At 34.5% G+C, this 24978-nt stretch carries 20 protein-coding genes; all 20 read left to right on the top strand.

All coding sequences use genetic code 11. From position 1 onward, the window contains the following. Nucleotides 1–26 precede the first annotated feature (26 nt). The 20 genes from ACQUQZ_RS09915 to ACQUQZ_RS10010 all read left to right on the top strand — a co-directional run bounded on the left by ACQUQZ_RS09915 (nucleotide 27) and on the right by ACQUQZ_RS10010 (nucleotide 24881). Nucleotides 27–1478 carry a RagB/SusD family nutrient uptake outer membrane protein gene (locus ACQUQZ_RS09915; protein WP_435354735.1) on the top strand — a complete coding sequence of 484 codons (1452 nt, stop codon included), beginning with the start codon at nucleotides 27–29 and terminating at the stop codon, nucleotides 1476–1478. A 64-nt stretch (nucleotides 1479–1542) separates the two neighbouring features. Further along, on the top strand, nucleotides 1543–3288 hold the full coding sequence (locus tag ACQUQZ_RS09920; protein ID WP_435354736.1) for a hypothetical protein: 1746 nt from the start codon (nucleotides 1543–1545) through the stop codon (nucleotides 3286–3288). Between the two features lie 74 nt (nucleotides 3289–3362). Beyond that, on the top strand, nucleotides 3363–4244 hold the full coding sequence (locus tag ACQUQZ_RS09925) for a DUF1684 domain-containing protein (RefSeq protein WP_435354737.1): 882 nt from the start codon (nucleotides 3363–3365) through the stop codon (nucleotides 4242–4244). 31 nt (nucleotides 4245–4275) lie between these two features. Next, entirely contained in the window at nucleotides 4276–4884 is a 609-nt protein-coding gene (locus ACQUQZ_RS09930; protein ID WP_435354738.1) for a hypothetical protein, read from the top strand. A 186-nt stretch (nucleotides 4885–5070) separates the two neighbouring features. Further along, nucleotides 5071–5616, top strand: coding sequence for a c-type cytochrome (locus ACQUQZ_RS09935; RefSeq protein WP_435354739.1), 546 nt, complete (start codon nucleotides 5071–5073; stop codon nucleotides 5614–5616). Between the two features lie 2 nt (nucleotides 5617–5618). Beyond that, a complete protein-coding gene (gene soxC / locus ACQUQZ_RS09940) occupies nucleotides 5619–6866 on the top strand; it encodes a sulfite dehydrogenase (RefSeq protein WP_435354740.1) in 1248 nt (415 codons plus the stop codon). After that, nucleotides 6863–8302 (top strand): phytoene desaturase family protein, encoded by a 1440-nt coding sequence (locus tag ACQUQZ_RS09945; protein WP_435354741.1) that lies wholly within the window; start codon nucleotides 6863–6865, stop codon nucleotides 8300–8302. Before soxC ends, ACQUQZ_RS09945 begins: the two co-directional genes overlap by 4 nt. A 286-nt stretch (nucleotides 8303–8588) precedes the next feature. After that, nucleotides 8589–9851, top strand: coding sequence for a YeiH family protein (locus tag ACQUQZ_RS09950; RefSeq protein WP_435354742.1), 1263 nt, complete (start codon nucleotides 8589–8591; stop codon nucleotides 9849–9851). Nucleotides 9852–10221: 370 nt separating this feature from the next. Then, nucleotides 10222–11697, top strand: a complete 1476-nt coding sequence (locus tag ACQUQZ_RS09955) for a tetratricopeptide repeat protein (RefSeq protein ID WP_435354743.1) — start codon at nucleotides 10222–10224, stop codon at nucleotides 11695–11697. After that, on the top strand, nucleotides 11697–12467 hold the full coding sequence (locus tag ACQUQZ_RS09960; RefSeq protein WP_435354744.1) for a DUF2490 domain-containing protein: 771 nt from the start codon (nucleotides 11697–11699) through the stop codon (nucleotides 12465–12467). Before ACQUQZ_RS09955 ends, ACQUQZ_RS09960 begins: the two co-directional genes overlap by 1 nt. 2 nt (nucleotides 12468–12469) lie before the next feature. Then, on the top strand, nucleotides 12470–12970 hold the full coding sequence (locus ACQUQZ_RS09965; RefSeq protein WP_435354745.1) for a hypothetical protein: 501 nt from the start codon (nucleotides 12470–12472) through the stop codon (nucleotides 12968–12970). A gap of 232 nt (nucleotides 12971–13202) precedes the next feature. Next, nucleotides 13203–14426 (top strand): peroxiredoxin family protein, encoded by a 1224-nt coding sequence (locus tag ACQUQZ_RS09970; RefSeq protein WP_435354746.1) that lies wholly within the window; start codon nucleotides 13203–13205, stop codon nucleotides 14424–14426. Between the two features lie 117 nt (nucleotides 14427–14543). After that, nucleotides 14544–14981 (top strand): DUF4395 domain-containing protein, encoded by a 438-nt coding sequence (locus tag ACQUQZ_RS09975; RefSeq protein WP_435354747.1) that lies wholly within the window; start codon nucleotides 14544–14546, stop codon nucleotides 14979–14981. Between the two features lie 76 nt (nucleotides 14982–15057). Then, a complete protein-coding gene (locus ACQUQZ_RS09980) occupies nucleotides 15058–15888 on the top strand; it encodes a sterol desaturase family protein (protein ID WP_435354749.1) in 831 nt (276 codons plus the stop codon). A 106-nt stretch (nucleotides 15889–15994) separates the two neighbouring features. Beyond that, on the top strand, nucleotides 15995–16888 hold the full coding sequence (locus ACQUQZ_RS09985; protein WP_435354750.1) for a sulfite exporter TauE/SafE family protein: 894 nt from the start codon (nucleotides 15995–15997) through the stop codon (nucleotides 16886–16888). A gap of 99 nt (nucleotides 16889–16987) precedes the next feature. Further along, nucleotides 16988–17827, top strand: a complete 840-nt coding sequence (locus ACQUQZ_RS09990) for a chromate resistance protein ChrB domain-containing protein (protein WP_435354751.1) — start codon at nucleotides 16988–16990, stop codon at nucleotides 17825–17827. Nucleotides 17828–17917: 90 nt separating this feature from the next. After that, the gene (locus ACQUQZ_RS09995) at nucleotides 17918–19090 is read left to right on the top strand and encodes a chromate transporter (protein WP_435354753.1); all 1173 of its coding nucleotides are present in this window, start codon (nucleotides 17918–17920) and stop codon (nucleotides 19088–19090) included. Further along, nucleotides 19087–19812 carry a superoxide dismutase gene (locus ACQUQZ_RS10000; protein WP_435354754.1) on the top strand — a complete coding sequence of 242 codons (726 nt, stop codon included), beginning with the start codon at nucleotides 19087–19089 and terminating at the stop codon, nucleotides 19810–19812. The genes ACQUQZ_RS09995 and ACQUQZ_RS10000 overlap by 4 nt, the downstream gene beginning before the upstream one ends. 445 nt (nucleotides 19813–20257) lie before the next feature. After that, complete coding sequence (locus ACQUQZ_RS10005) at nucleotides 20258–23350, top strand: SusC/RagA family TonB-linked outer membrane protein (protein ID WP_435354756.1); 3093 nt, start codon at nucleotides 20258–20260, stop codon at nucleotides 23348–23350. Nucleotides 23351–23372: 22 nt separating this feature from the next. Continuing rightward, entirely contained in the window at nucleotides 23373–24881 is a 1509-nt protein-coding gene (locus tag ACQUQZ_RS10010; RefSeq protein ID WP_435354757.1) for a RagB/SusD family nutrient uptake outer membrane protein, read from the top strand. The last annotated feature ends 97 nt before the right edge of the window (nucleotides 24882–24978 follow it).

Genomic DNA, 24978 nt, shown 5'->3' on the forward strand with positions numbered 1-24978 from the left:
TTAAAAACTTTTTTTATTAAGCATTTATGAAAAATACATATAAATCAAAAAAAATAATCGCTTTAGCAATTGCAGGGTTATTATTCACAGCATCGAGTTGTGACCAAGAAAAAACATTGAATCCTGCACCTATAACTGCTATCAGTGGTGTAAATGCTTTTGACACGCCAGCACGTATTTTAGGTCTGGTCAATGGAATCTATAAAGCAGTTAAATCAAGTAATTTTTACGGTGGGAATTATTATATTTATCAAGAAGCAAGAGGTGAAGAGTTTATCAATCGCACGAGTAATACATTTACAGCTTTTGAGGCTTGGAATCAAACCTTGAATTCGGGTTCAAATTTCGTTGCGGGTTTTTGGGAAGCTGGTTATCGAACGATTAATAATGCCAATATTTTAATTAAAGGATTAAACGAAAATCCAAAAATTGTTGGTGAAACTTTGAACAAGCAATACATAGCTGAAGCCAAATTTTTAAGAGCATTAAGTTATTATGCCTTAGTTACATTTTATGCTCGTCCGTACAATGAAAACAAAGGAACTTCGCCAGGTCTGCCATTACGTTTACAAGCTGAAGTTGACAATGCCAATAATGACCTAAAACGCAGCTCAGTAGCCGAAGTTTATGCTCAAATCATCAAAGATTTGAATGAAGCCGAAGCCGACCTACCACTCAGTTATTCTTCGGCTTTACTAAATACCACCCGTGCTCATCGCAATACAGCCATTGCATTGAAAACTCGTGTTTATTTGAATAGTGGTAATTATGAAAAAGTAATCGAGGAAGCAAAGAAAATTGTTTCAACCGCTGCACCTTTTGCTGCAACTACGGGGGTCAATCATAAATTGCAAAATATCATTGAGATTTTTACGACCAATTACACAAGTACTGAATCTATATTATCAGTTCCTCAAACTGACTTGGATAATGTTACTGGACAACCTTCTTTTCCTTATGTTTTTAACGCAAATTCAGAATATAACTTAAATCCGACTGGAATTTGGGGAGATACTGAATGGAAATCTACTGATTTGAGAAGAACTTTTGCACGTACAGCCTCGGGTGTGCAATTCATTACAAAATACAATAAACCATCTCCATTCTTAGATTACTTACCAATTATTCGTTACTCTGAAGTTTTATTAAATTATGCAGAAGCAGCCGCTCGTACCAATGATTTAACCAAATCGGTCGAATTATTAAAGGCTGTTCGTAATCGTTCAGATGTAAACTATGTATTTCCAGTTGCAGCTACATCATCACAAACATCTTTGGTTAATACAATTTTGAATGAACGAAGAATTGAATTGATAGGCGAAGGTTTTAGGTCGAATGATTTAGTGAGAAATTTATTGCCGTTTCCTGCTAAAGCAAGTAGTACATTGACAGCTCCCGAAGTAAAACCATCACAAGATAATTATGTTTTGCCCTTGCCAAACATTGAAATAGTTACGAATAAACTACTCCTAAAATAAACCCTAAACAAAACTGAATAGCGGCACTTGTTGTCGCTATTCTATCAAATTTTATTGCTAATCAATGAAAATCCATTTTCTCATATTCTTTTTGTTAACTTTTGAGGTTTTTGCTCAACGAACTCGTCAGCAAGAGACGCAACATCAGCATGATAATTCAGCAAGCCAAGAAGCTCATGACGGAGGAGTTAGTCATGAAAACCATAATCATTTAGAACATATTTTGGATTATCGGAAAGAAACAGCTTATGTTCCTAATTTGCCGCCACCTATCATTTTTACTGGAATCGGTGAAGTAGATTTTAAGATAACAACCAAGTCACCTAAAACACAGCAATTCTTTAATCAAGGAATCGCCTTACTTCACTGTTTTTGGGATTTTGAGGCTTATCGAGCTTTCAAAGAAGCGATAAAAAATGATTCAACCGCCATTATGCCTTATTATGGACTTTATAGTGCGATTGGGGCCATTGAAGGGGATGAATTTAAAAACGATCAAAAGTTGGCAGTTGCCAAACTTAAACAATTAAAAGAGAAGGCAACAGAACGAGAAAAATTATATGCCGATGCTATTCTTGTGAGAGATAATAACGAATCAGGCGGAAAGGCTGCTTATCAAGGTAAGTTAGAGTTGATAATTCATAAATATCCTGAAGACCTTGATGCAAAACTATTTTTAGCACTAAGCAAAATGGGAGGCTATGATTCCAAAATGAATCCTCGTGAAGGACAAATTTATTCAGAATATATATTAAAAGATATTCTTCGGACACACCCAGAAAATGCAGCGGCACATCATTATTGGATTCATTTGAAAGAAAATTGTTGCCCAGAAGAAGCAATTAAAAGTTCTGAAATTTTAGCGAAACTTTCGCCAAACTCTGGTCACATGGTACACATGCCAGGTCATGTGTATTATAAATTGGGAGATTATGAAAAAGCACATGAAGCTTTTGTAGCAGCAGTAAAAGTTGATTCGGCCTATATGAAACAACAAAAAATGCCTGAAGTGGATACATGGAATTATATCCATAATATCAATTATTTACTTTCAAATTGTGCCGAAAATGGTCACTATCAAACGGCACTTTATTATGCTGAAAAACTACAAAAAATGCCCGCAACTAAGGAACGAAAAAGAAAATATGAAGGACGTTTCTTTTATCAAGGTGTCATTGCTCCTGCAAAAATGGAACTTTGTTTTGGATTTTATAAGAAAGCCTCTGAAAAACTTTCTGCTATTCAAATCGACAAAGATAGTTTGTTTACAAACAAAGCAATTGCCTATAAAGATGCTCTAAATTTCTTCGCATTAGGAATGGATGCAATTCAAAATGGTAAAATAGAAGAAGCCAAAAAATACTCGGATGCTCTCGATGCCTTACTTTGGAGAAACAGTAATCAACTTACTGCAAAAGATATTATTGCAGCCAAACGACTTAGTGATTTGAATGTAGCTTCTTTAGAATTGCAAGGTGTTATTCAGAGTGCTGAAAATAATTATGAAGAAGCCATTAAAATTCTTGAAAAAGCCCAACAAAAAGAAGAAGATTTAGGCTATAGCGAACCTCCAACTTATGCTCGACCAGTTTTGATAAGTTTGGCAGAAGCACATCTAAAAGCAGATAAATTCGAAAATGCGATTAAGTCGTATAATGAATTATTGATAAAGCACCCAAATTCTGCCAATGGGTATTGGGGACTTTATAAAGTTTATAAAGCAAAAGGTGATGTGCATCATTCGGATGAATTTGCTGAAAAATTAAGTGAGGTAATAAAAAATGGTGAAAAGGGGTTATTTCCGCTATAAATAGTATTACTTTAGTAAAAAATAGTTAATATATAGATTAAGAGTGTTAATAATATTTAAAACAAAATAATATCATGACAAAGTACATTAAATCTCTCGGTACATTGGTTTTATCGGTGCTGTTATTTTCATTTATCGATGACAGCCCTTATGAAACAACCATCAAAAGTTGGCATCAAAAAAGAATTGAAGGCTTGAAAGCAGAAGAAGGTTGGTTGAATTTAGCTGGCTTATTTTGGCTTGAAGAAGGCGAAAATACCATTGGTGGTGATAAAAGTAATTCTATCAAATTCCCTGCTGACCATGCTGATGCTTTCTTAGGCAAAATCATTCTTAAAAATGGTAAAGTGTCTTATGAATCGGCTTCAAATGCAGTAGTAAACTTAGGCACTGAACCTGCCAAAAACGTAGATTTATTTCCATATAGTGGTAAACCAACGGTTCTAAGTCATAAAACCCTTCGTTGGTTTATCATTCAAAGAGGTGATAAATATGCAATCAGATTACGTGACCTTGAAGGCGAATACATAAAAAACTTCAAAGGCATCGAAACTTTTCCTATCAATCAAGAATGGAAAGTAAAAGCTAAATTTATTCCAACCGAAGGAAAAAAACTTAAAATTACTGATATTACAGGTCGCACTTACGAGCAAGATTCACCTGGGAAATTGGTTTTCACAGTTGATGGTAAAGAATACAGTTTAGAAGCCACTGGCACAAAAGAACATTTACATTTTGTGTATGGCGACGCTACCAACAAGCACGAAACTTATGGAGCAGGTAGATTCTTAGATGCAGAAGCCCCAGATGCCAATGGTGATATTTATATTGATTTCAATAAATCGTATAATCCACCTTGTGCATTTACACCTTATGCGACTTGCCCTTTACCGACAAAAGAAAACATCTTAACAGTAGCGATCAAAGCAGGTGAAAAATATCATGGAAGCCACTAAGTTTTAGAGAACAAATCAACAAAATAATTGTATGAAACATGTTATTCTTGCAATACTCCTACTCAAAAGTACGGTATTTTGCTCTGCTCAGTCATTTAGTTTTTTAGAAGATTTACAAAATGGTAGGCTAGAATTTGTCAATCGAGAATATGATGAGGCCAGCCCAAAAAGAATTAAAATTACTGAAAAAAAGGGAGATGGTTTGTTATGGATAACAAGTTATAATTTTATTGAAGGCAACATTGATTTTGATGCAAAAGGACTGGATTTATCTACTGAGAAATACATTGGGCTTGCATTTTATGGGCAGAACGATACTGCTTTTCAAGCCCTTTGTATTTCTCCTTATGCTCTATTGAATGAAGATTATTCCCTTCGTAAGAATGCCATAAAGTACTATGCCTCGCCGATTCCCAAAGAATTAAATTCAGCTTGTGATGAAAACGCTAAACTGAGTTTAAATCGATGGATTCATATCAGATTACAAATAAAAAATAAAAATGTGGAGGTCTATGTCGATAATAATCCTTCACCAGCATTTTCATCACAATTGATTGATGGAAAAGTAGGAGGGAAGTTTGGTGTTTTTCTGAGTGATGGTGCGGGCGGAGAGTTTGGCAATATAAAGATTACGCCCTAAAATTTCTGCTTTAAATTGATAAAATTGTATATTGAAGCAGCTGTAAGTGTAGATAAAGTAAACTTTTTTAACTTAAATTGGATAATGATTTTGCCTAAAAACATCAGTAATATTAACCTCAAAAAAAACAAGATTATTTTAGTAATCGTTATAATAGTATTGTTAGGACAAAGCTATTTTCAGTCTATGAGTAAAGATAAAATTACTGATAATCTGCTATCTAATGAAAAGCAATCAACCTTTTTTACTGACACTATTCCAAGTTCATTCGGTTTTGGTAGAAAAGCCACCCAAGCAGAAATTGATAAATTAGATATTGATGTGCGGCCTGATGGAAAGGGTTTGCCTAAGGGCGAAGGCATTGCTGCAAAAGGAAGAATCATTTTTGATGCAAAATGTGTAGCTTGTCATGGAGTTGGTGGGATCGGCGGGCCAAACGGCTCTTTAGTCACCAATAAAAATCCAACAGACAAACGTCGGGAAAAGACAATTGGCAATTATTGGCCTTACGCTACTACGGTTTTTGACTATATTCGTAGAGCAATGCCATTCAACGAACCAGGCTCTTTAAGCAATGAAGAGGTATATCACTTGACCGCATATTTATTAAATGCCAATGGAATTACTGATGAAAAAGCAATAATAAATGCCCAAACATTACCCAAAGTAGAAATGCCAGCCAAAAACTTGTTTGTACCAGATGACCGTAAAGGAGGTGCTGAAATCAGATGAAAATGGATAAAATCATAGAAATTACTCAAAGTTTTCCAAAGAAATTATCTCGTAGAAAACTGCTTGGTGGTGCAGCAACTGCGGCTGTAGCGATTGTACAAACTGCCAAAGGTCAAACCATACAAAAAGCGGTTTCTGAAAATGTCATTTTCGAAGACCCAACCAAAAAATTTGGCGTACCTGCGGGCGAAATCGGCACTCGTTCGCCATTTGTAAAATCGGTTAAAAAGGCATCGGACATTTCTTCAAGGTCACCTTTACAAGATTTTTACGGAGTTATTACCCCTTCGGACCTTCATTTTGAGCGGCATCACGCAGGTGTACCTGCCATAGATCCCAATGAACACGAGTTATTGATTCATGGTTTGGTCGAAAAACCTTTGGTTTTTACCATAAATGATTTAAAACGGTTTCCATCGATTTCGAGAATTGCATTTTTGGAATGTTCGGGAAATTTTAGGGGTGGAAAAGAAAACCTTACTCCACAAGAAATTTGTGGTTTGACGAGCCAAAGTGAATGGACAGGTGTAAAACTTTCAACACTTTTCAGAGAAGTAGGTGTAAAACCTAATGCCACTTGGTTTTTGGCAGAAGGTGGAGACGCAGCTGTAATGACTCGCAGTATTCCAGTAAAAAAAGGTTGGGAAGATTCAATCATCGCCTATGCTCAAAATGGAGAGCCACTTCGACCAGAGCAAGGTTTTCCTCTAAGATTATTTAACCCAGGTTGGGAAGGAAATACCAGTGTAAAATGGCTTCGCAGACTTGAACTTTCTGATGCTCCATATTATACTCGTGAAGAAACTTCAAAATATACCGAACCTATCAAAGACGGAAAATATCGTATCTTTAGCTTCGAAATGGATGCCCGTTCAATTATCACGTTTCCTTCATATCCACAACAAATTGAAAAAGGTTGGATAGAAATTCGAGGTTTGGCGTGGTCGGGTCGTGGAAAAGTAGTGAAAGTAGAAATAAGCACTGATGCAGGTAAAAACTGGCAAATTGCCCAAATTAATGACCCAATTCTCGACAAAGCTCATGTACAGTTCCGTCATTTATGGCAATGGAGAGGAGAAGAAACCGAAATATTAAGTCGAGTAACCGATGAAACTGGCTACACACAGCCAACCCTCAAACAACTGTTTGATGCCCGAGGAAATGATGGAGGTTATCACATGAATCCAATTACGGCTTGGCAAATCAAAAAAGATGGTAAAGTGTTGTTCAAACCCGAAACCTTTAGATGACAGACACAAAAAAAACAGATTTTGATGCAATTGTGGTTGGCTCTGGCCCGAATGGTTTAGCTGCTGCCATTACGCTACAACAAAAAGGCCTTTCTGTACTAATCATTGAGGCAAAATTTACTATTGGTGGAGGTTTGCGTACAGCAGAACTGACTTTGCCAGGTTTCAAACATGATATTTGTTCGGCCATTCATCCTTTGGCTCATGCTTCACCTTTTTTCAAAACTTTACCTTTGCATGATTTTGGTTTAGAATTTATTCAACCCAAAATAGCTGCCGCCCACCCATTAGATGATGGAACAGCAGCGATTTTGACCAATTCTTTACAAGAAACAGCCGAAAGTTTGGGAATAGATCAAGAAAATTATTTAAGCCTTATCAAACCTATTTCCAAGCAATGGGATGTATTGCTTCCTGAATTATTAGCTCCACTACATTTTCCAAAAGACCCAATTGGATTTGCCCAATTTGGACTAAATGCTTTTCAACCTGCTACTTGGATTGCTAAAAAGTTTAAAACCAAAGCAGCAAAAGCACTTTGGGCGGGTATGACCGCTCATTCAATTCAGCCTTTGAGTAACCTGACAACTTCAGCTATTGGTTTGGTTCTTACAACTGCTGCTCATCAATCAGGTTGGCCAATTCCCAAAAGAGGCTCGCAATCATTAGCAGATGCTTTAGCTACTTATTTTGTTTCGATTGGAGGAAAAATAGAAACTAATTTTTGTGTAAAATCTTTAGAACAACTTCCCTCTTCAAAAGCTATTTTATTTGATATAACACCACGTCAATTACTACAAATCGCTGGACATCGTTTTTCAAATATATACAAATGGCAGCTTGAAAGGTATCGTTATGGAATGGGAGTTTTCAAAGTAGATTGGGCTTTAGATGGGGTCGTTCCATTCATTTCTGAAAAAGCTCGTGAAGCTGGTACTTTGCATTTGGGTAATACTTTTGAGGAAATTGCTACGGCAGAGTTAGAAACATCAAAAGGGAATCACCCTGAAAAACCATTTGTTTTATTAGCTCAGCAAAGTGTTTTTGATAAAACTCGTTCGCCTGAAGGAAAACATTCAGTTTGGGGATATTGTCATGTACCAAATGGCTCAAAAAAAGACATGACTGAAACCATCGAAAAACAAGTAGAACGCTTCGCCCCAGGCTTTCGAGAAAGAATTTTAGCAAGACACACATTCAATACTGATCAATTAGAAGAATACAATCCAAATTATATTGGTGGTGATATTAATGGAGGTATCATTGATTTAAGTCAATTATTTACTCGTCCTGCTTTGCGTTATTCACCTTACCGCACTTCTGAAAAAGGTTTGTATATTTGTTCGTCCTCTACTCCTCCTGGTGGTGGGGTACATGGTATGTGCGGCTACCATGCTGCTCAACGAGTTTTAAAAGATATTTTTTTTAAGTTATAAAGCAGAATCCGCAATTACCCAAGAGAAAAACCAACACTTTTTGTTGCGAAATTGACAATTTAATTGAATCGAAATAATAAAAAAAGCACCCTAATTCATTTGAAATTGATGTGTGGTATAGAAGAATAATTTTCACGTAAATGGCAATTCTGTGATTGCCATTTATGATGCAATCAATCTCTTGTTTTAAGTATATTTTAGATAAATGAATTTAGTCTATATATTATATAGACTAAAAAAGTATTATATTTGTAAATTACTTTATATTAAATAAGCCTTAACCCCTATGTCTAATCAAAAAACTTCATTTACCTTAACCGAAGACTGGACTGTTGTTGTCTATGGTTTTCTCATTATTGCACTTACTTTAGTAGGATTAAAAATCCCGAACCCAGCATTCGGTTGGAAAGACACATCTGAATTGTTTGAGAAAGTGCTAACTATCAGCAACTTAACAAATGTCGTCTTTGTTTTCTTGATTGTTTATGCCATTGCAATTTTAGCAACACTTACTCTTGGTAAAAATGTAAGTGCTACTGTCAAAGGTTTTCCAATCGTCTTTGTTTTAACTTTTTTGGCTTTAATTCTTGCAGGAAACGCCTTTTTGAAAAACTGGAACCTTGAAGCAGTTATTTTTAGTTTATCTATCGGTTTGATAATTAGTAATTTTTTTTCTGTCCCTATATGGCTCAAAGAATCACTTTCAACCGAATTGTTTGTAAAAATTGGTTTGGTACTTTTAGGAACAAGCGTAATTTTTGGAGATATTTTAAAAGCAGGTTCTTTAGGACTTATCCAAGCATTATTAGTGGTAATTTCGGTTTGGTATTTTGCTTTTTGGGTTTCAAAAAAGCTTGGGATTGATGAAGAATTGGCCATCATTATTTCGAGTGCCGTTTCTATCTGTGGTGTTTCGGCTGCTATTGCAACAGCTGGTGCTATCAAAGGAGATTCAAAAAAATTGTCGTATGTTATCTCAATCGTGTTGATTACGGCCATTCCAATGATTATATTTATGCCATTCATTGCCAAAGCACTTGGCTTATCTGAAGCAGTTACAGGTGCGTGGCTTGGTGGTACAATTGACACAACAGGTGCTGTAATTGCTTCAGGAACTTTGGTGGGAGAAGAAGCTCTAAAAATCAGTACCATTGTCAAATTTTCTCAAAATGTTTTGTTGGGATTAGCGGCCTTTGCTATTTCTATCTATTGGACGTACACCAATAACCAATCAGAAACTGCGAAAGAATCTAAACCAACAATTGGTGTGATTTGGGAGCGTTTTCCAAAATTTGTGATAGGCTTTATTGCTGCATCTTTGTTTTTCTCTTTTGTTGTACCTGCCGAAACCATTGATAGTGTAAAAGGAGGACTTAAATCATTGCAAGGGCTTTGGTTTGCATTGGCTTTTACAAGTATTGGCCTTGAAACCAAATTCTCTGATTTGTTTAATAATGAAGGCAAAAAACCACTTTATGCGTTTCTTATTGCTCAGCTCTTCAATATTATTATTACTTTAGTAATCGCATATTTCTTGTTCGGAAAGTAATTTTTTACATAATTATAAATAGTTGATAGTCAGTGTTATAGCTAATTATCAACTATTTTTATTAAAAATATATCTATATAGTCTATAATATTTATAGGATAATGTTTTTTTTCAATTAATTTTGCAGAAAAATATGGGGGTATTTTTTGAAATCATATTTGATTTTTTTGAAATTAATTTAAAGAAAAAGCTAACAATTTTTATTGACTTTTGTAAAAGTTCGATTATTTAAAAATTAGAGAATGTCTTCTTTAATTTGATTAATTTGGCGTTCTGATACAGTAGTTTATTTATAAATATCCGATAAAGCTCTATTGATTACAGGCTCATCATTTGTGATTGATACTGGGCTTCTAACTTGATTATTTTTATGAAAGTTCAATTAAAAATTGCCTTTTTTTCTATTCTTTTTCCTTTTGTTGTTTTGGCGAATGATTTTGAATTTACGCCGAATTTGCAAAAAGCATACAGTGAAGTATTTAGATTAGAAATCAATGCTTGTAAAGCCACTTTAGCCAAAGAAAAAAAAGACAACCCATTTAGGGTTTATATTGAAGATTACATTGAATTTGCTGAAATTTTCAATTCAGATGATGAAGCTTATTTTAGAAGAATTGTGGATAATGAAGACAAAAGGCTTGAATTGATTGAAGATTTAGATGAAAATTCTCCATATAATCGTTTTTTGAGAGCAGAGATCAAATTACACTGGGCATTATTGAAAATTCGTTTCGGACATGAAGTAAAAGCTGCTTATAATGTTGTTCAAGCTGCTAAGCTTTTGGAAGAAAATCAAAAATTATTTCCCAATTTTTTGCCAAATAATAAGCCATTGGGGGCATTACATATTATCATTGGCTCAGTACCTGACAATTTTCGCTGGGTATTAAAAATCTTAGGTCTCAAAGGAAATATCAATGAAGGAATCGCAGAATTAGAGAAAGCTACCAAAGATAAAATTTGGGGACCTGAAGCCATTTATTCTTCACTCTATATTCAGTCTTTTGTCTTGAAATTTGATGACAAGGCCAATGCGATTTTGCTGAAATTTGTGGAAAACCAAGCTGATAATCTGAATGCTTATTTTATTGGCGTTGCCATTTCACTAAGGTCGAATCGAGCTGAACAAGCCAGTAAAATACTAAAAAAATACCCCACTTCGCCCGAATATCTCTATTGTCCCATTATCGAGATTTATCGTGGAGATATTGCTTTGATGAAAGGGCAATATCAACAAGCAAGTATTGGCTATTTAAATTATATTAAGAATTTTAAAGGTAAAACGTTCTTAAAAGATGCTTATTTAAGGCTATTTTTTAGTAATTATTTAGCTGGTAATGATAAACAAGCCATTGCGTATTTAAACAAAATTGGTGTAGTCGGTAATGCTATTTCAGAAACTGATAAATCGGCTGAAAAATATTATGAAACCTATGCCAAAACACATATTTTACCCAATAAAGGGTTATTACAGGCTCGTTTAGCTTTGGATGGGGGATATAATTCACAAGCACTTGAGGCAATTGAAAAAATTGATTTGAAACAACTCAATCAAAAAGAACAAGCGGAATATTACTTTTTGGGAGGTAAAGTTTTGCATAGAACAGGACAACCAGACAAAGCTATTAGCTTTTATGAAAAATCAATTGTTCTGACAGATAAACAAAACTGGCATTTTGGAGCGAGTTCTGCCTTGCAAATTGGTTATATTTTTCAAGATAAAGGTCAAAAACAACAAGCAAAAAAGTATTTTGAAAAAGCTATTTCCTACAAAAATCACGAGTTTAAAAATACAATTGATAGTAAAGCAAGAGCAGCCATTACTGAAATGGGGTTTTATTTATAATGAAAAGATATTTTATAATAATTCTTATAATACTTAGCTTTTTTGATTTAAAAGCACAAAAAAATTATCACCATAATATTGTTTGGGGAAGGTTAGTATTGACCGATACTTTGAATAAAAATTTGAGGTGGGAGCTGTACCTTCAACACAGAAGACAAAATACTAACCAAACTGATTTTGATGTGCTTGCTGCCAGCCAGTTTACAAGCTATTGGGCTTGGCTACATTATACCATTTCACCCAGAACAAAAATTTCATTTTCGCCAATAGGCTATTTCAAAAGTTGGGTTTTGATTACTCAGCCCACAGATATTGAAAAACCAGGAATTAGAGAGTGGAGGGTTTCTGCAAGAATTGATAATGAATCTAAAGGAAAATATTTTAATTTAATCAATCGCTATGGTTTGGAGTATCGTAATCGAGATTTATTAAACAACAATGTTTTTCAACCAAATTGGCGTGTTCGATATATGGTGAGACTCGAAAAGCCATTAAAAATTAGAGGATTAAAAAGCCCACTGACAGCTGTTTTGAATGATGAGATTTTTATCCAATTTGGGAAAGCTGTGAGAGGAAATCCTAATATTTTTGACCAAAATCGTATTTATGCAGGTTTTAATTATCCATTTACTAAAAATATCAAGGGTAGCTTAGGTTATGTTTGGGGTATTCAAGCCCGTAATTCTGGTAAAGAAATAGATTATTATAATTTCTTATGGGGCGTACTTACTTTCGATAATTTATTTAGTCAGTTCACCAAAAAACGTTAATCATGAAAAAAACAATTACCTTATTTTTTGTCTTCATTACTTCACTTTCTTATGCCCAAACCCCACAAAATGGCTATCCTAAAATAGCGGGCTATATGGGTATTCTGCATCCACTTGTCACTTTTACAAGTACCGAAACCACAACTAATTTTTCGTCAAGTTACACAATTGGTTTTCCTACTGGAATAAACATTTTGAAGAGTGATAAAATAGGTTTTAGTTTTGAGTTTGTGCCAATTATTCGTTCTGAAAATGGTGTAAGCAAAGTCAACAATTTCTTATTTCATCCAGGAGTAATGTTTCGCTACCCACATGGTCTGACACTCGTAACACGGGCTGCATTCGAGACGGGTGGACGTTATGGTTTTACTCCAGTTTTGAATAAAGTAGTGAAGAAAAATAAAAACAGTAATTATTTTGTTGCCGTGCCTTTGCCTGTTCGTTTCGGAAATGATAAACCAGCTTCATTTACAATAGGATTTCAATTTGGTGTTGGATTTTAAATTATTGAATATTCCTTTTTTTATAGCTAAAGTTAATCTTGTAACTAAGTAGTTTCGCATATTGATTTTATAAAAACTTGATAACCAGTGTTTTAGTGTGTCGGTAGTTGTAGGGTTTTGATAGAGATGGAGAATGTAGCTTATTTTAGATTTCAAAATTATTTTTATAAATCTATTAAATATATAGACTATATAGTTATATTTGTATCTCAATAAACTAAAATATGAATTTATGAAAAAAATCATCTTTTCACTGGCATATCTTGTAGTGTGTTTAGCTGTAAATGCACAAACTAAGCCGCAAGTAGGAGTTTGGCGTGGTACGTTTGCTGTTTCGGGAGGAAACGAAGCTCCATTTAATTTTGAGATTACTAATAAAGATGTTTACCTATTGAATGCAGATGAGCGTTTTGAGCTGAAAAATTATAGCATTAGAAAAGATTCAATTTTTATCCCTGTTGATATTTTTGATGCTGTTTTGGCCGCAAAAATTGAAAACAGTGGTAGTTTGAATGGTAAATTTATCAAATTAAACACCTCTACGCCTGACGCAGGAATTCCATTCAAAGCAGAAGTTGGCAAAGAATATCGTTTCTTTGAAAAGCCACAAGAGGCCAAAGTAAGCTTACAAGGAAATTGGGACTTCTTGATTGGCACTTCAGGTAATAAAACCGTTGGTGTTTTTAAGCAGACAGGTAGCAAACTTACAGGAACAATTTTAAGTACAACTGGCGACTATCGCTATTTTGAAGGATCGGTAAAAGGAAATGAATTTTTCTTATCGGCTTTTAGTGGCTCAAATCCATCATTAATTAAAGGTACGGTTAATGGGGATGATTTGACTGCCGAATTTATTAGTTTTAGAGGAAGTCAGCCAATTAAAGGTACTCGCAACGAAAAAGCTGCATTACCCGACGCTTATACACTGACTACTTTCAAAGAAGGTGCTGATTTTAACTTTACATTTCCTGATGCTTTTACAGGAAAACCAGTTTCTTTGAAAGATTCAAAGTATAAAGGAAAAGCGGTAATTGTAACAATTTTGGGAAGTTGGTGTCCAAACTGTATTGATGAAGCATTGTTTCTTTCTCCGTGGTTCAAAGCCAATAAAAGTCGAGGCGTAGAAATCATTGGCTTAGCTTTTGAGCGAAAAAATGACCCTGTATTTGCAAAAACAAGACTCGAATCATTGAAAAAGCGTTTTGATATTCAATACGACATATTATTTGCTGGTTTAGCAGATAAGAAATTTGCATCTGCTGCATTACCTGCATTGAGTGAAGTCTTGTCTTTTCCTACAACAATTTATATTGATAAATCAGGAAAAGTCCGAAAAATACATACAGGATATACAGGCCCAGCAACTGGTAAATATTACGAAGAATTTGTGAAAGAATTCAACGAAGATGTCAATAACCTTCTTAAAACACCTGGTGATAAATCAGCTAAATTGTAAGCGATTATGAGCATAAATAAATTATAGGAAGGTACTTTTTTAAAACTACCTTCTTATCTTTCTATTACTTTTTTTGAATAAATACTATATATAATATATAGATTAAATAGTTTTATTATGAGCTTTGAAATTGAATGTCCCGTTGATTTTAAGAAAGTCAATGAAAATAAGGTCAGACTGACGGCATTTTGGGTTTTGTTAGTAGGCATTTTAATCTTCCTGACAAATTCTTGGATTGTTAGTGGATTTTTGTTGGTAGATTTTGCACTTCGTGCCTTTGATTTCGGAAAATTCAGTTTTCTCAACTGGTTGAGTGATATAGCAATTATATCATTCAATTTTTCAACAAAATTGATTGATCAAGCTCCAAAGATTTTTGCTGTCAAAATTGGACTGGGCTTTACTGTTTCTATTTTAGCAACGATACTTGCAGATAATTTTACTCTTGCTTCTTACATCACTGCGGTACTCATTTTTTTTGCCTTTCTCGAATCTGTTTTAGGCATTTGTGCTGGCTGTTATGTTTATACTTTTTACAAAAGAATATTTAAATAAAACACTTATTATAAGTTACTTAACTTTCAGAAAAGGTTTTCACAATTTTGATTATTAATTAAAAATTTATAGTATCATGAAATTTACAGACAGCTTAATTTATTACGAGATATTAGTTCTCTTGATTGTTTTTAGTATCGTTGAATTTATTACAGGTGTATTTAAAAGTACTAAATGGACAAAAAATGAATGGCATATCACAGTAGCGGGTTTGCTCTTGTCAAGTGTGATCACTCGCCCAGTTAGTTTTATCTTTTCAACTTATGTGCTTCAGTTTTTTTTCTTAAAATATGCTAATTATTTTGCAAGTACGCCTTTCTGGATTGGTTTAATTGTGGTCACTTTACTCGAAGATTTTACACAATATTGGTGGCATAGAGCCGCTCATACCTACGAATGGTTATGGAAAGGGCATCGAGTGCATCATTCAGCTCCCGAAATGAGTGTGTTTCTATCAGGCAGAAACTCATGGGTTTATTTGTTGATATTTCCTTCAAGAATCGTTTCTGCTACTTTGATATTCTTAGGTTTTGGACAGGCTTTTTTGCTTGGTTATTTCCTCAAAATTTTGATTGGCATTGCAGCTCATTCTCCTTTTGCTTGGGACAAGCCATTATATAAAATCAAATGGTTGCATCCAATTATGTGGGTTATTGAAAGGGTAATTTCGACCCCAGCTACGCATCATGCCCACCATGCAGCCCATGATAAAGATGGAATAGGAGTTATTAATGGCAACTATGGAAATATGTTTTTTATTTGGGATGTACTTTTTGGAACAGCTCATATCACACGACAATTTCCTGAAGAATATGGCTTAGAAGATTATTACGAGGAGCCATGGTATGTGCAGTTGGGTTATCCAATTTTTAAATCAAAAGACCAAAGAAGTGAAATGTCGAGATAATTATGATTTTTTTTAACAAAATAAATCTACTAAAATTATAGACTTTATAGGTTTTTGTTATACCTTTGCAAATCAATAATTTTAAAGACATTCTTAGCATTTAATAATGGAAGCCAAAAGTATTTCTATAAAACCACAATCACCAAAAATACTTTGGTATGCAATACCTGTATTATTGTTGATTTTGACAGCAATTTACTTAATCCTCAATAGCAAAACAGCATTTTCGCTTGATTCTGCATTGGCGGCGGTAAACAATGACTTTTTCTTTTATACATTAGTTGGTTTGGCTGCTCAGTTAGTTGATGGGACATTGGGGATGGCTTATGGAATTACTTCAACTTCGTCTTTATTAGCTTTAGGTGTTCCTCCAGCGGTGAGTAGTGCAAGTGTACACGTAGCTGAAATGTTTACGACTGGAGCGTCGGCTATTTCACATTACCGTTTTGGGAATATCAATAAAAAGTTATTGAAAAGTTTGGTAATTCCTGGAGTTTTAGGTGCAGTTGCAGGGGCTTACTTATTATCCGATTTCATCAATGGAGATTTCATCAAACCTTATATTTCTGGGTATATGATAATCTTGGGGATTGTGATTATTCGTAAAGCTTTACAAAAAAACATTGTAAAGAAAAAAACAAAAAACATCAATATTTTGGCTGCTTTTGGTGGTTTTATTGACTCGATTGGTGGAGGAGGCTGGGGGCCAGTTGTTACTTCAACACTTTTAGGCCAAGGGCGTGACCCACGTTATACGATTGGCTCGGTCAATGCTTCGGAATTTGCCGTTTCTTTTGCCAGTGGAATTACATTCATAATCTTTCAAGGCATTAGCAACTGGCAAGTGGTGGCTGGCTTAATCATCGGTGGTGTGATAGCTTCTCCATTTGGAGCATTTTTAGTAAACAAAGTCAGACGTCGCCCACTCATGATTTTAGTAGGTGTTGTGGTAATTTTGTTGAGCCTTCGAACCATTTTAAAAGGTTTTCATCTGATATAATTCTTGTAACCCAATAGTAATATCTTAAAAAGTAGCTTGAATAAACATTTTATTCGAGCTACTTTTTTATTTAGTTTTGTTTGAATAAAATATAGAAAAATGAAGTGGATAACTCGAGAAAGACCCAAAATAGATAGAATTGCTTGTCCTTGGTTGATTAAGAAATTTATCGATCATACAGCGGAATTTATTTATGTGCCTTTTGATGAAGTTATTGAAAAAGCGATGGAACTAGATGCGATTCCATTCGATATTCCAAAGGTGGAATTGACACATTTTGAAGGAGAATGTACTTTTGATTGTATAATAAAAAAATATCAATTAAATGACCCAGCTCTTGAGATTATGGCAAAAATTGTTCGTGGGGCAGATACTGACCAGCATGACCTTGCTCCAGAAGCAGCAGGTTTATGGGCAATTTCGGCTGGACTATCACATAATATTTTAGATGATTATGAATTACTTGACAAAGGGATGCTCATTTATGAGGCTCTTTATAGTTGGGCAAAAAACTTGCAATATCAAAAACATCTACAAAGTCCTTTTGAACATTTATTAATAGAAGTTTTTCAAAAAGTTTTGAAGCCAAATGTTAATAAAAAGACACCTGAATGGGTTTCTGATTTAAAAGAAATCATACAAGACCAAATTGATACCAATCTTACATTGAATCTTACTGAAATTTCTAATGAACTGAATGTCAATCCTTCATATTTATCAAGAGAGTTTTCAAAATATTTTGAAGATTTATCATTTGGAGAATACATCCGCAAGCTTCGAGTCGAAAAGGCAATTCAATTACTACATCAATCAAACTATTCTCTTACGGAGATTGCCTTTTTAACAGGTTTTTCGGACCAAAGCCATTTCACAAGAATATTCAAAAAACATACTGGAAAAAGTCCATCGGAATTTAAGAAAACTATTCCTAAAAAGTAAAATTTATTCTAAACAGTCAAATACATTCTATTTTCTAAGCGTAAGCAGTTATAATTTTGTTTTTATTTAAAAACAAAAAACTTTGATTAAATGAATCAACCATTATACAGTTTGTGGCAGTTGACACTTTATTTTTTAAAACTTGGTACGATTGGCTTTGGAGGCCCAGTTGCATTGGTAAGTTATATGCACCGAGATTTGGTTGAAAATCGGCAATGGATTTCGGAAGAGGAATACAAAGAGGGATTAGCATTGGCACAGTTGGCTCCAGGCCCATTAGCCGCACAATTATCCATTTATTTGGGCTATGTACATTATGGCTTAATTGGAGCCACACTCATAGGATTTGCTTTTGTGATACCTTCTTTTATTATGGTTGTCTTGCTTGGAATGGCATATAAACTTTATGGTGGCTTACCTTGGATGCAGGCTATATTTTACGGTATTAGTGCCTCTGTTATTGGAATAATTGCTGTTAGTTCTTATAAATTAACGATTAAATCAATTAGTAAATTTGAGCTTGAGGCCATTAAAAAGCATTGGATGCTTTGGATATTTTTTATTGTAATGGCCATATTTACTGCCATTACTCAACGAGAAGAAATTATATTATTTATCATACTTGGATTTGCCTATATGACAGTGAAAGCTCCGCCAAAATGGTTAAAGAGTCAAAAGGTTACTTCCTTATTATTGATTTCAAATATTGGTTTTTGGGAGTTTGAATGGAGTAAATTGAGTGAAATAGCTTGGTTTTTTACAAAAGCAGGAGCATTTGTTTTTGGCAGTGGTTTGGCAATTGTGCCATTTTTACACGCAGGAGTGGTGCAAGAATATGGATGGCTAACTGAAAATCAGTTTGTTGATGCAGTAGCAGTAGCCATGATTACGCCAGGCCCTGTTGTAATTACTGTGGCTTTTATTGGATATTTGGTTGCAGGATTTTGGGGGGCAGTTGTTGCGGCAATAGCAACATTCTTGCCTTGTTATCTATTTACAGTAATACCTGCTCCGTATTTCAAGAAAATATCAAAAAATGTAAGTATAAAAGCATTTGTTGAAGGTATCACGGCGGCCGTGGTTGGGGCATTAGTTGGTGCTGTGATTGTTATTGCAACAAGAAGTATTGTTGATATTCCAACATTATTAATTGCTATTACAACAGGTTTATCGTTAATTTATATAAAAAAATTGCAAGAGCCACAATTAATTGTGATGGCTGGCATTTTAGGAATCATTCTTAAAAACTATTTATTATCATGACAAGAAACCAATTTCTCTGCAGTACAGCCATTCTTACAGGAGCAAGTCTTTTAAAAGGAAACGATGTTTTTAGTGCAACGCTTGACGAAGGCGGTTTAGATATTTTGACAGATGAATCAGGCAAGTTTGTTTTGGGGGCTTTACCATATTCTGATACTTATTTGGAACCTTTTATGCCTGCTGATGTCCTAAAATTACATTATACAGCTCATCATGGAGGAGCAGTTAATACTGCGAATAAAGCAACTGATTTATTGAAAAAAGCTTTAGAATCTGGCAATTTTGAAGGAGTAGATTATTGGACAAAAAAATTATCGCTTCATCTTTCGAGTCATGTATTGCATACAATTTTTTGGACAAGTATAACCAAAAAAAAAACTGAGCCAAAAGGAGAGTTGTTGAAAAGAATAGAAAAGGATTTTGGTTCATTTGATAAAATGAAAGTACAATTGGCTCATCATTCCAAAAATGTTGATGGTAATGGATGGGGGCTTTTGGGTTATCATCCTCAGAGTAATCGTTTGATGATATTAGAGGTTGAAAATCATGAAAAATTAACAGTTTGGGGAATTGTCCCATTATTGGTTGTTGATGTTTGGGAACATGCTTATTATTTAAAATATAAAAATAAGCGAGCAGATTTTGTCGATGAACTCTTCAATTATATGAATTGGGATAATGCTGCTCAACGCCTTGAAATAGCTTTGAAAATTTCAAAATAGCACTTATAATTTCTTTTTTAATCTATCATAACTCATGCTACAAATCCAATGTTATTTGTGGCATGAGTTTTTTATATGTATATACTTCAATTTTTACAATCTTTTTTGCTTCTGTAACTTGAAATATTTCAGATAAGATTCTTCTTCCTAAGACGACCTCACTTTCGTTTATTCAAGAATTTATAAAAAAATATTTTTTTATAAAAAAATTTAAAAAGGTAAGATGGTCTTGTTTTTGTTAAAAAAATACAGTTTTTGTTAAAAAATTGCAGTTTTCCTATAAAAAAATAGACTATATCGTTTATTAAAGTATTTTAAAATAGCTGTACAGCACAGTACAGTACAGGATAGTTTCATATTTATAATAATTAATATTTGTATAATATCAAGGAATAATATCCTTATACCTATATCTTTCAATTTTCAACCTAAAACATTTATTCAAATGAGACAAAGATTTACTTTGTACAGAACTAAGCTTAGGGCAAGTATTTGCTTGTTATCATTGGCATTATTCTGTACTTCATTTGCATTTGCCCAACAAGTCAAGGGCAAAGTGACAGGCCAAAATGGCGATGCTTTAATAGGAGTGAGTGTTTCAATCAAAGGAACAAATCGAGGAACCCAAACCGATGTAGAAGGTACTTACAAATTAGATGCTCCAAACAACGCAGTATTAGTTTTTAGTTTTGTTGGTTATGCAGTCAATGAAGTAGTATTCACAGGACAAAAAGAAATTAATGTATCCTTAACTCTTGACGAAAAGCTACTCAGTGAGATTGTGGTAGTGGGCTATGGTAGTCAATTGAAAAAGAACGTTACTGGTGCCGTTCAGACGATTGGCTCAAAAGAAATCAAAGACATTCCAGTATCTCAAATTGGTCAAAAACTACAAGGCCAATTAGCTGGGGTTCAGATCAACCAGACAACTGGTAAACCTGGGCAAGGGATGAATATCAGAATTCGTGGCCAATTATCAGTTTCGGCTGGTAGTGATCCACTTTATGTAATTGATGGCTTTCCTATTACCGGAAGTATTGGAGCAATGAATCCAGATGAAATTGAAGATATTTCAATTTTGAAAGATGCAGCTTCAACTTCACTTTATGGTTCAAGAGCAGCCAATGGTGTGGTTTTGATTACAACAAAAAAAGGTAAAACTGGTACAAATATTAGTTTTAACACTTTTGTAGGTATTCAAGAAGTGCCAAAAAGAGGGCTAGTGAAAATGCTGACAGCAGAAGAATTTGCACAGTTTAAAAAAGAATATTATGAAGATGCAGGCCAACCAGTGCCAGCCGAATTTCAAAATCCTTCGCAATATGCAGGCAAAAACAATGATTGGTATGGTGCTTTATTAAGAAAAGCTCCTATGCAAAGTTATAACCTTACGCTCACTTCAAACAAAGAGAAATCAAGAACATCATTTGTTGGAGGGGTATTTAATCAACAAGGGGTTGTAATTAATAATGAATATAAAAGATATTCAATGCGTATGAATTCAGAATATGATATTTCTGATAAAGTGAAAGTAGGTTTTAATATTGCTCCACAATATGTGTTTGACAACACTCCAAGAACAGATGGTGATAGAGGAACAGGTATTTTATTTAATGCCTTACATACTTGGCCAGTAATGCCTATTTATGAAGCAGATGGTAAGACTTTGACATTGTTTAATAGATTCCCAGCAAGCACAGGTAATATTTTTGCTTATCCTAACTGGGTTAGAGCTGCCAATGAATTGGTTAATGAAACAACAACGCTTAACTTGATTTCAAATGCGTATATTCAATATCAACCAATCAAAGGTTTGACATTGAAATCTACATTTAATGTTGAGATGTTCCGTTCGAAGTTTTTCTTCTTTAACCCTTCAACAGCAACAAGTGCAATCAACGTGGCGATTCCAACAACAGCAGTTTCAATTCGTCAGAATTTTGAAAACTTAACTTGGTTGAACGAAAACTTGGCTACTTATGCAAAAAGTTTTAAAGACCATAATTTTGAAATTTTAGGTGGACTTACCCAACAAAGATTCCGTCAAGAATCTACTCGTATTCAAGCTGATACGTATGCTGATGACCGCCTCCCAACGGTTCAAGGAGCAATTAACGTCAATCGTGGTGGTACTTCAACAGGTGTTCAAGAGTGGGCATTGACCTCATTACTTTCGAGATTGACTTATAATTATAGAGGTAAATACTTATTTACTGCTTCAGTTCGTCGTGATGGTTCATCTCGTTTTGGAGCGAATAATCGTTGGGGTACATTTCCTTCGGTATCAGCAGGTTGGGTTATTTCAGATGAGAATTTCTTAAAATCAATACCAAAAATATCATTTGCAAAATTAAGAACAAGTTATGGTATTGTTGGAAATAATAATATTGGTAATTATACTCCTTATGCCTTAGTTAATAATACAGTTAATGCTGTTTTTGGTAATACTGTTGCTCCAGGGGCAGTTGTGACAACATTGGCAAATAGCAATTTAGGTTGGGAAACAACTAAGCAATTTGATCTTGGCTTAGACTTGGGATTATTCAATGATCGAATCACATTTGTGTATGACTATTATAACAAACGTACTACAAACCTTCTTTATAGTGTACAAATTGCACAAGAAGCTGGCTTTAGCAATTTTAATGATAACATTGGTGAAATTAAGTTTTGGGGACATGAGTTTTCATTGAATACTAAAAATACTACAGGAAAATTGAAATGGAGTACAAATGCAAACATTTCATTTAATCGCAATAAAGTAATTGCTTTAGCTGATGGTATCGACCGTGTTTATGGAACATTCCATATTACAAAAGTAGGTTATCCTTTCGGACAATTCTATGGTCATATTGCTCAAGGTGTGTATAAAAATGCGGAAGATCTTAAAAACTCTCCTCAAGTACCTGGTCGTTCAGTAGTTGGAAGCATCAAATTAACTGACCAGAATGGTGATGGTATCATTACTAATGGTGGTGATTTTGATGATAGAGTTATCATGGGTAATCCATTCCCTAAATTTACTTACGGTATTACTAACAACTTTACTTACGGTAATTTTGATGCTAGCATCGTAGGCTCTGGCTCACAAGGAAATCAGTTATTGGTTCGTCATATCTACAGTACAGCCAATCTTGATGGTGTGTTTAATATGGTTGAAGGCGTTAAATATCGCTTCCGTTCGGTTGATAATCCTGGTAAAGGAATGTATGGTACAACAGTTGGTGGTGGTAACGTAACAGGTATTGAGCGTGACTGGATGAATAGTCGTTTTATTGCTGATGCTTCGTTCTTTACAATCAAAAACGTAACAGTAGGTTATACAATACCAAAGAAAAATAAGATATTTAAGTCAGCACGTATTTACACTTCTGTTCAACAGTTGTATGTATTTACAAAATATTGGGGTGGACCAAATCCTGAAACTTCAGCTCAAGGAGATGGTAATGGCGATGGTGGAAACTTGAGTCCAGGTGTGGATTTATCTAATTATCCAGTTCCACGTACTTACACCCTTGGTATCAATTTGAATTTCTAATAAACTTAAATGACTTAACATAATGAAAAAGATAACCTTCACAGCACTTTTTGTGTTTTTTGGTCTGATAAGTTGCAATAAAGACTTTTTGACCGTAGTTCCAGAAACAAACCTTAGTACAGCAATATTTTTTAGTAAAGAAGCCGATTTTCAGCAAGCAGTTAATGCAGCTTATGTCCCATTACGTAATATTGTTAATGACCGTGCATGGCTTTTAGGAGAAATGCACTCGGATAATGCGTATTATTATAGAAATATTCTATTTGGTGCAACCGAACAGCAAGAAGACATCGCCGACTTTGCAGTGCCTACTGCCAATGGTGTTACTTCAAATACTCACGTTTTGAATCAATATCGTCTTGATTATCAAATCATTGCTCGTGCCAATCAAATTTTATCTTCAATTGATGCAGTTGAATTTGCTGCGGCATCAAAGAATAACATAAAAGGTCAAGCACAGTTTTTAAGAGCTTATGCTTACTTTGAATTGGTACGTTATTTCGGAAAAGTACCTTTACATCTAACGCCTGTTACGAACCGTCAAGAGGCAGCTTTACCTTTAGGTTCAATAGAGGAGATTTATGCACAAATCATTAAAGATGCAACTGCTGCAAGTACTTCTTTATTACCAAAGCCAACACAAGAAGCGGGTAGAGCTACTTCTGGTACAGCAAAAATGCTTTTGGCAAATGTATATATGGTACAGAAAAAATGGGCTGAAGCTGAAAAATTATTGAAAGAAATCGTATCAAGCAATGAATACAAATTGATGCCTGATTTCAATGATGCTTTTTCAACAAATACTGGAAACAAAAATAATGCAGAATCAATTTTTGAAGTTCAGTTTCAAGAAGGAGCATCAGGCTATAATGGAGCGATCATTTATAATTATTTACCTCGCCCAATGAGTCCTGATGAATTAAAGCCTATCACAGGAACATCAAATCCTCAACCGTTGACTGGAGAAGGCAATGGTGCACCAACACCAGACTTGATCAATTCATTCGAAACAGGCGATAAAAGAAAGGATGGCACAATAGGCTATGTTACTATTAGTGGAAGTTTGAGAGCAAATAAAAATTTTCCATACAATAAGAAGTTCGCTAAAACGCATTCTCTTCATGGAAATACAGGAAATAATTTCCCGATTTATCGCTATGCAGAAACATTGCTATTTTTAGCAGAAGCACTCACAGAGCAAGGTAAAATGGGAGAGGCTTTGCCATTCCTTAACCAAGTACGTTCACGTGCTGGTTTGCCAGCAGCTACCGCAACGGCTCAAGCTGAATTAAGAAATCAGATTTATCAAGACCGTAGAAGTGAATTAGCGTTTGAAAACAAACGTTGGTTTGATTTGGTACGCACAGGAACAGCTATAGAAGTGATCACTGCTTATGGCAATAGAATTAAAGCTAATCCTGTAGCTTATTATTATCCTGAAGGTGCTGTAGCTCGTAGTAATGCCTTCTCTAATATTAGTTTATTATATGGGCTTCCTGCTGATGAAGCAGCTTTGAGCCCTTATTTTTAATTTTTTTTAAAAATACTTTTTTTCTCTGTACATTGTGGGTGAATTTCGACTCACAATGTACAAAGGAAAAAAGAGGAGAAATTACACTATTCGACAA

The organism is Emticicia sp. SJ17W-69 (assembly GCF_051209875.1).
GTDB lineage: Bacteria > Bacteroidota > Bacteroidia > Cytophagales > Spirosomataceae > Emticicia.

Bases quoted from the DNA above. Each gene is read 5' to 3' on its own strand.
- ACQUQZ_RS09950 (WP_435354742.1), top strand. From the start codon at position 8,589: ATGTCTAATCAAAAAACTTCATTTACCTTAACCGAAGACTGGACTGTT.
- ACQUQZ_RS09930 (WP_435354738.1), top strand. From the start codon at position 4,276: ATGAAACATGTTATTCTTGCAATACTCCTACTCAAAAGTACGGTATTT.
- ACQUQZ_RS09970 (WP_435354746.1), top strand. From the start codon at position 13,203: ATGAAAAAAATCATCTTTTCACTGGCATATCTTGTAGTGTGTTTAGCT.
- ACQUQZ_RS09980 (WP_435354749.1), top strand. From the start codon at position 15,058: ATGAAATTTACAGACAGCTTAATTTATTACGAGATATTAGTTCTCTTG.
- ACQUQZ_RS09975 (WP_435354747.1), top strand. From the start codon at position 14,544: ATGAGCTTTGAAATTGAATGTCCCGTTGATTTTAAGAAAGTCAATGAA.
- ACQUQZ_RS09995 (WP_435354753.1), top strand. From the start codon at position 17,918: ATGAATCAACCATTATACAGTTTGTGGCAGTTGACACTTTATTTTTTA.
- ACQUQZ_RS10010 (WP_435354757.1), top strand. From the start codon at position 23,373: ATGAAAAAGATAACCTTCACAGCACTTTTTGTGTTTTTTGGTCTGATA.
- ACQUQZ_RS09965 (WP_435354745.1), top strand. From the start codon at position 12,470: ATGAAAAAAACAATTACCTTATTTTTTGTCTTCATTACTTCACTTTCT.
- ACQUQZ_RS09925 (WP_435354737.1), top strand. From the start codon at position 3,363: ATGACAAAGTACATTAAATCTCTCGGTACATTGGTTTTATCGGTGCTG.
- ACQUQZ_RS10000 (WP_435354754.1), top strand. From the start codon at position 19,087: ATGACAAGAAACCAATTTCTCTGCAGTACAGCCATTCTTACAGGAGCA.
- ACQUQZ_RS09945 (WP_435354741.1), top strand. From the start codon at position 6,863: ATGACAGACACAAAAAAAACAGATTTTGATGCAATTGTGGTTGGCTCT.
- soxC (WP_435354740.1), top strand. From the start codon at position 5,619: ATGGATAAAATCATAGAAATTACTCAAAGTTTTCCAAAGAAATTATCT.
- ACQUQZ_RS10005 (WP_435354756.1), top strand. From the start codon at position 20,258: ATGAGACAAAGATTTACTTTGTACAGAACTAAGCTTAGGGCAAGTATT.
- ACQUQZ_RS09960 (WP_435354744.1), top strand. From the start codon at position 11,697: ATGAAAAGATATTTTATAATAATTCTTATAATACTTAGCTTTTTTGAT.
- ACQUQZ_RS09990 (WP_435354751.1), top strand. From the start codon at position 16,988: ATGAAGTGGATAACTCGAGAAAGACCCAAAATAGATAGAATTGCTTGT.
- ACQUQZ_RS09920 (WP_435354736.1), top strand. From the start codon at position 1,543: ATGAAAATCCATTTTCTCATATTCTTTTTGTTAACTTTTGAGGTTTTT.
- ACQUQZ_RS09955 (WP_435354743.1), top strand. From the start codon at position 10,222: ATGAAAGTTCAATTAAAAATTGCCTTTTTTTCTATTCTTTTTCCTTTT.
- ACQUQZ_RS09985 (WP_435354750.1), top strand. From the start codon at position 15,995: ATGGAAGCCAAAAGTATTTCTATAAAACCACAATCACCAAAAATACTT.
- ACQUQZ_RS09915 (WP_435354735.1), top strand. From the start codon at position 27: ATGAAAAATACATATAAATCAAAAAAAATAATCGCTTTAGCAATTGCA.
- ACQUQZ_RS09935 (WP_435354739.1), top strand. From the start codon at position 5,071: ATGAGTAAAGATAAAATTACTGATAATCTGCTATCTAATGAAAAGCAA.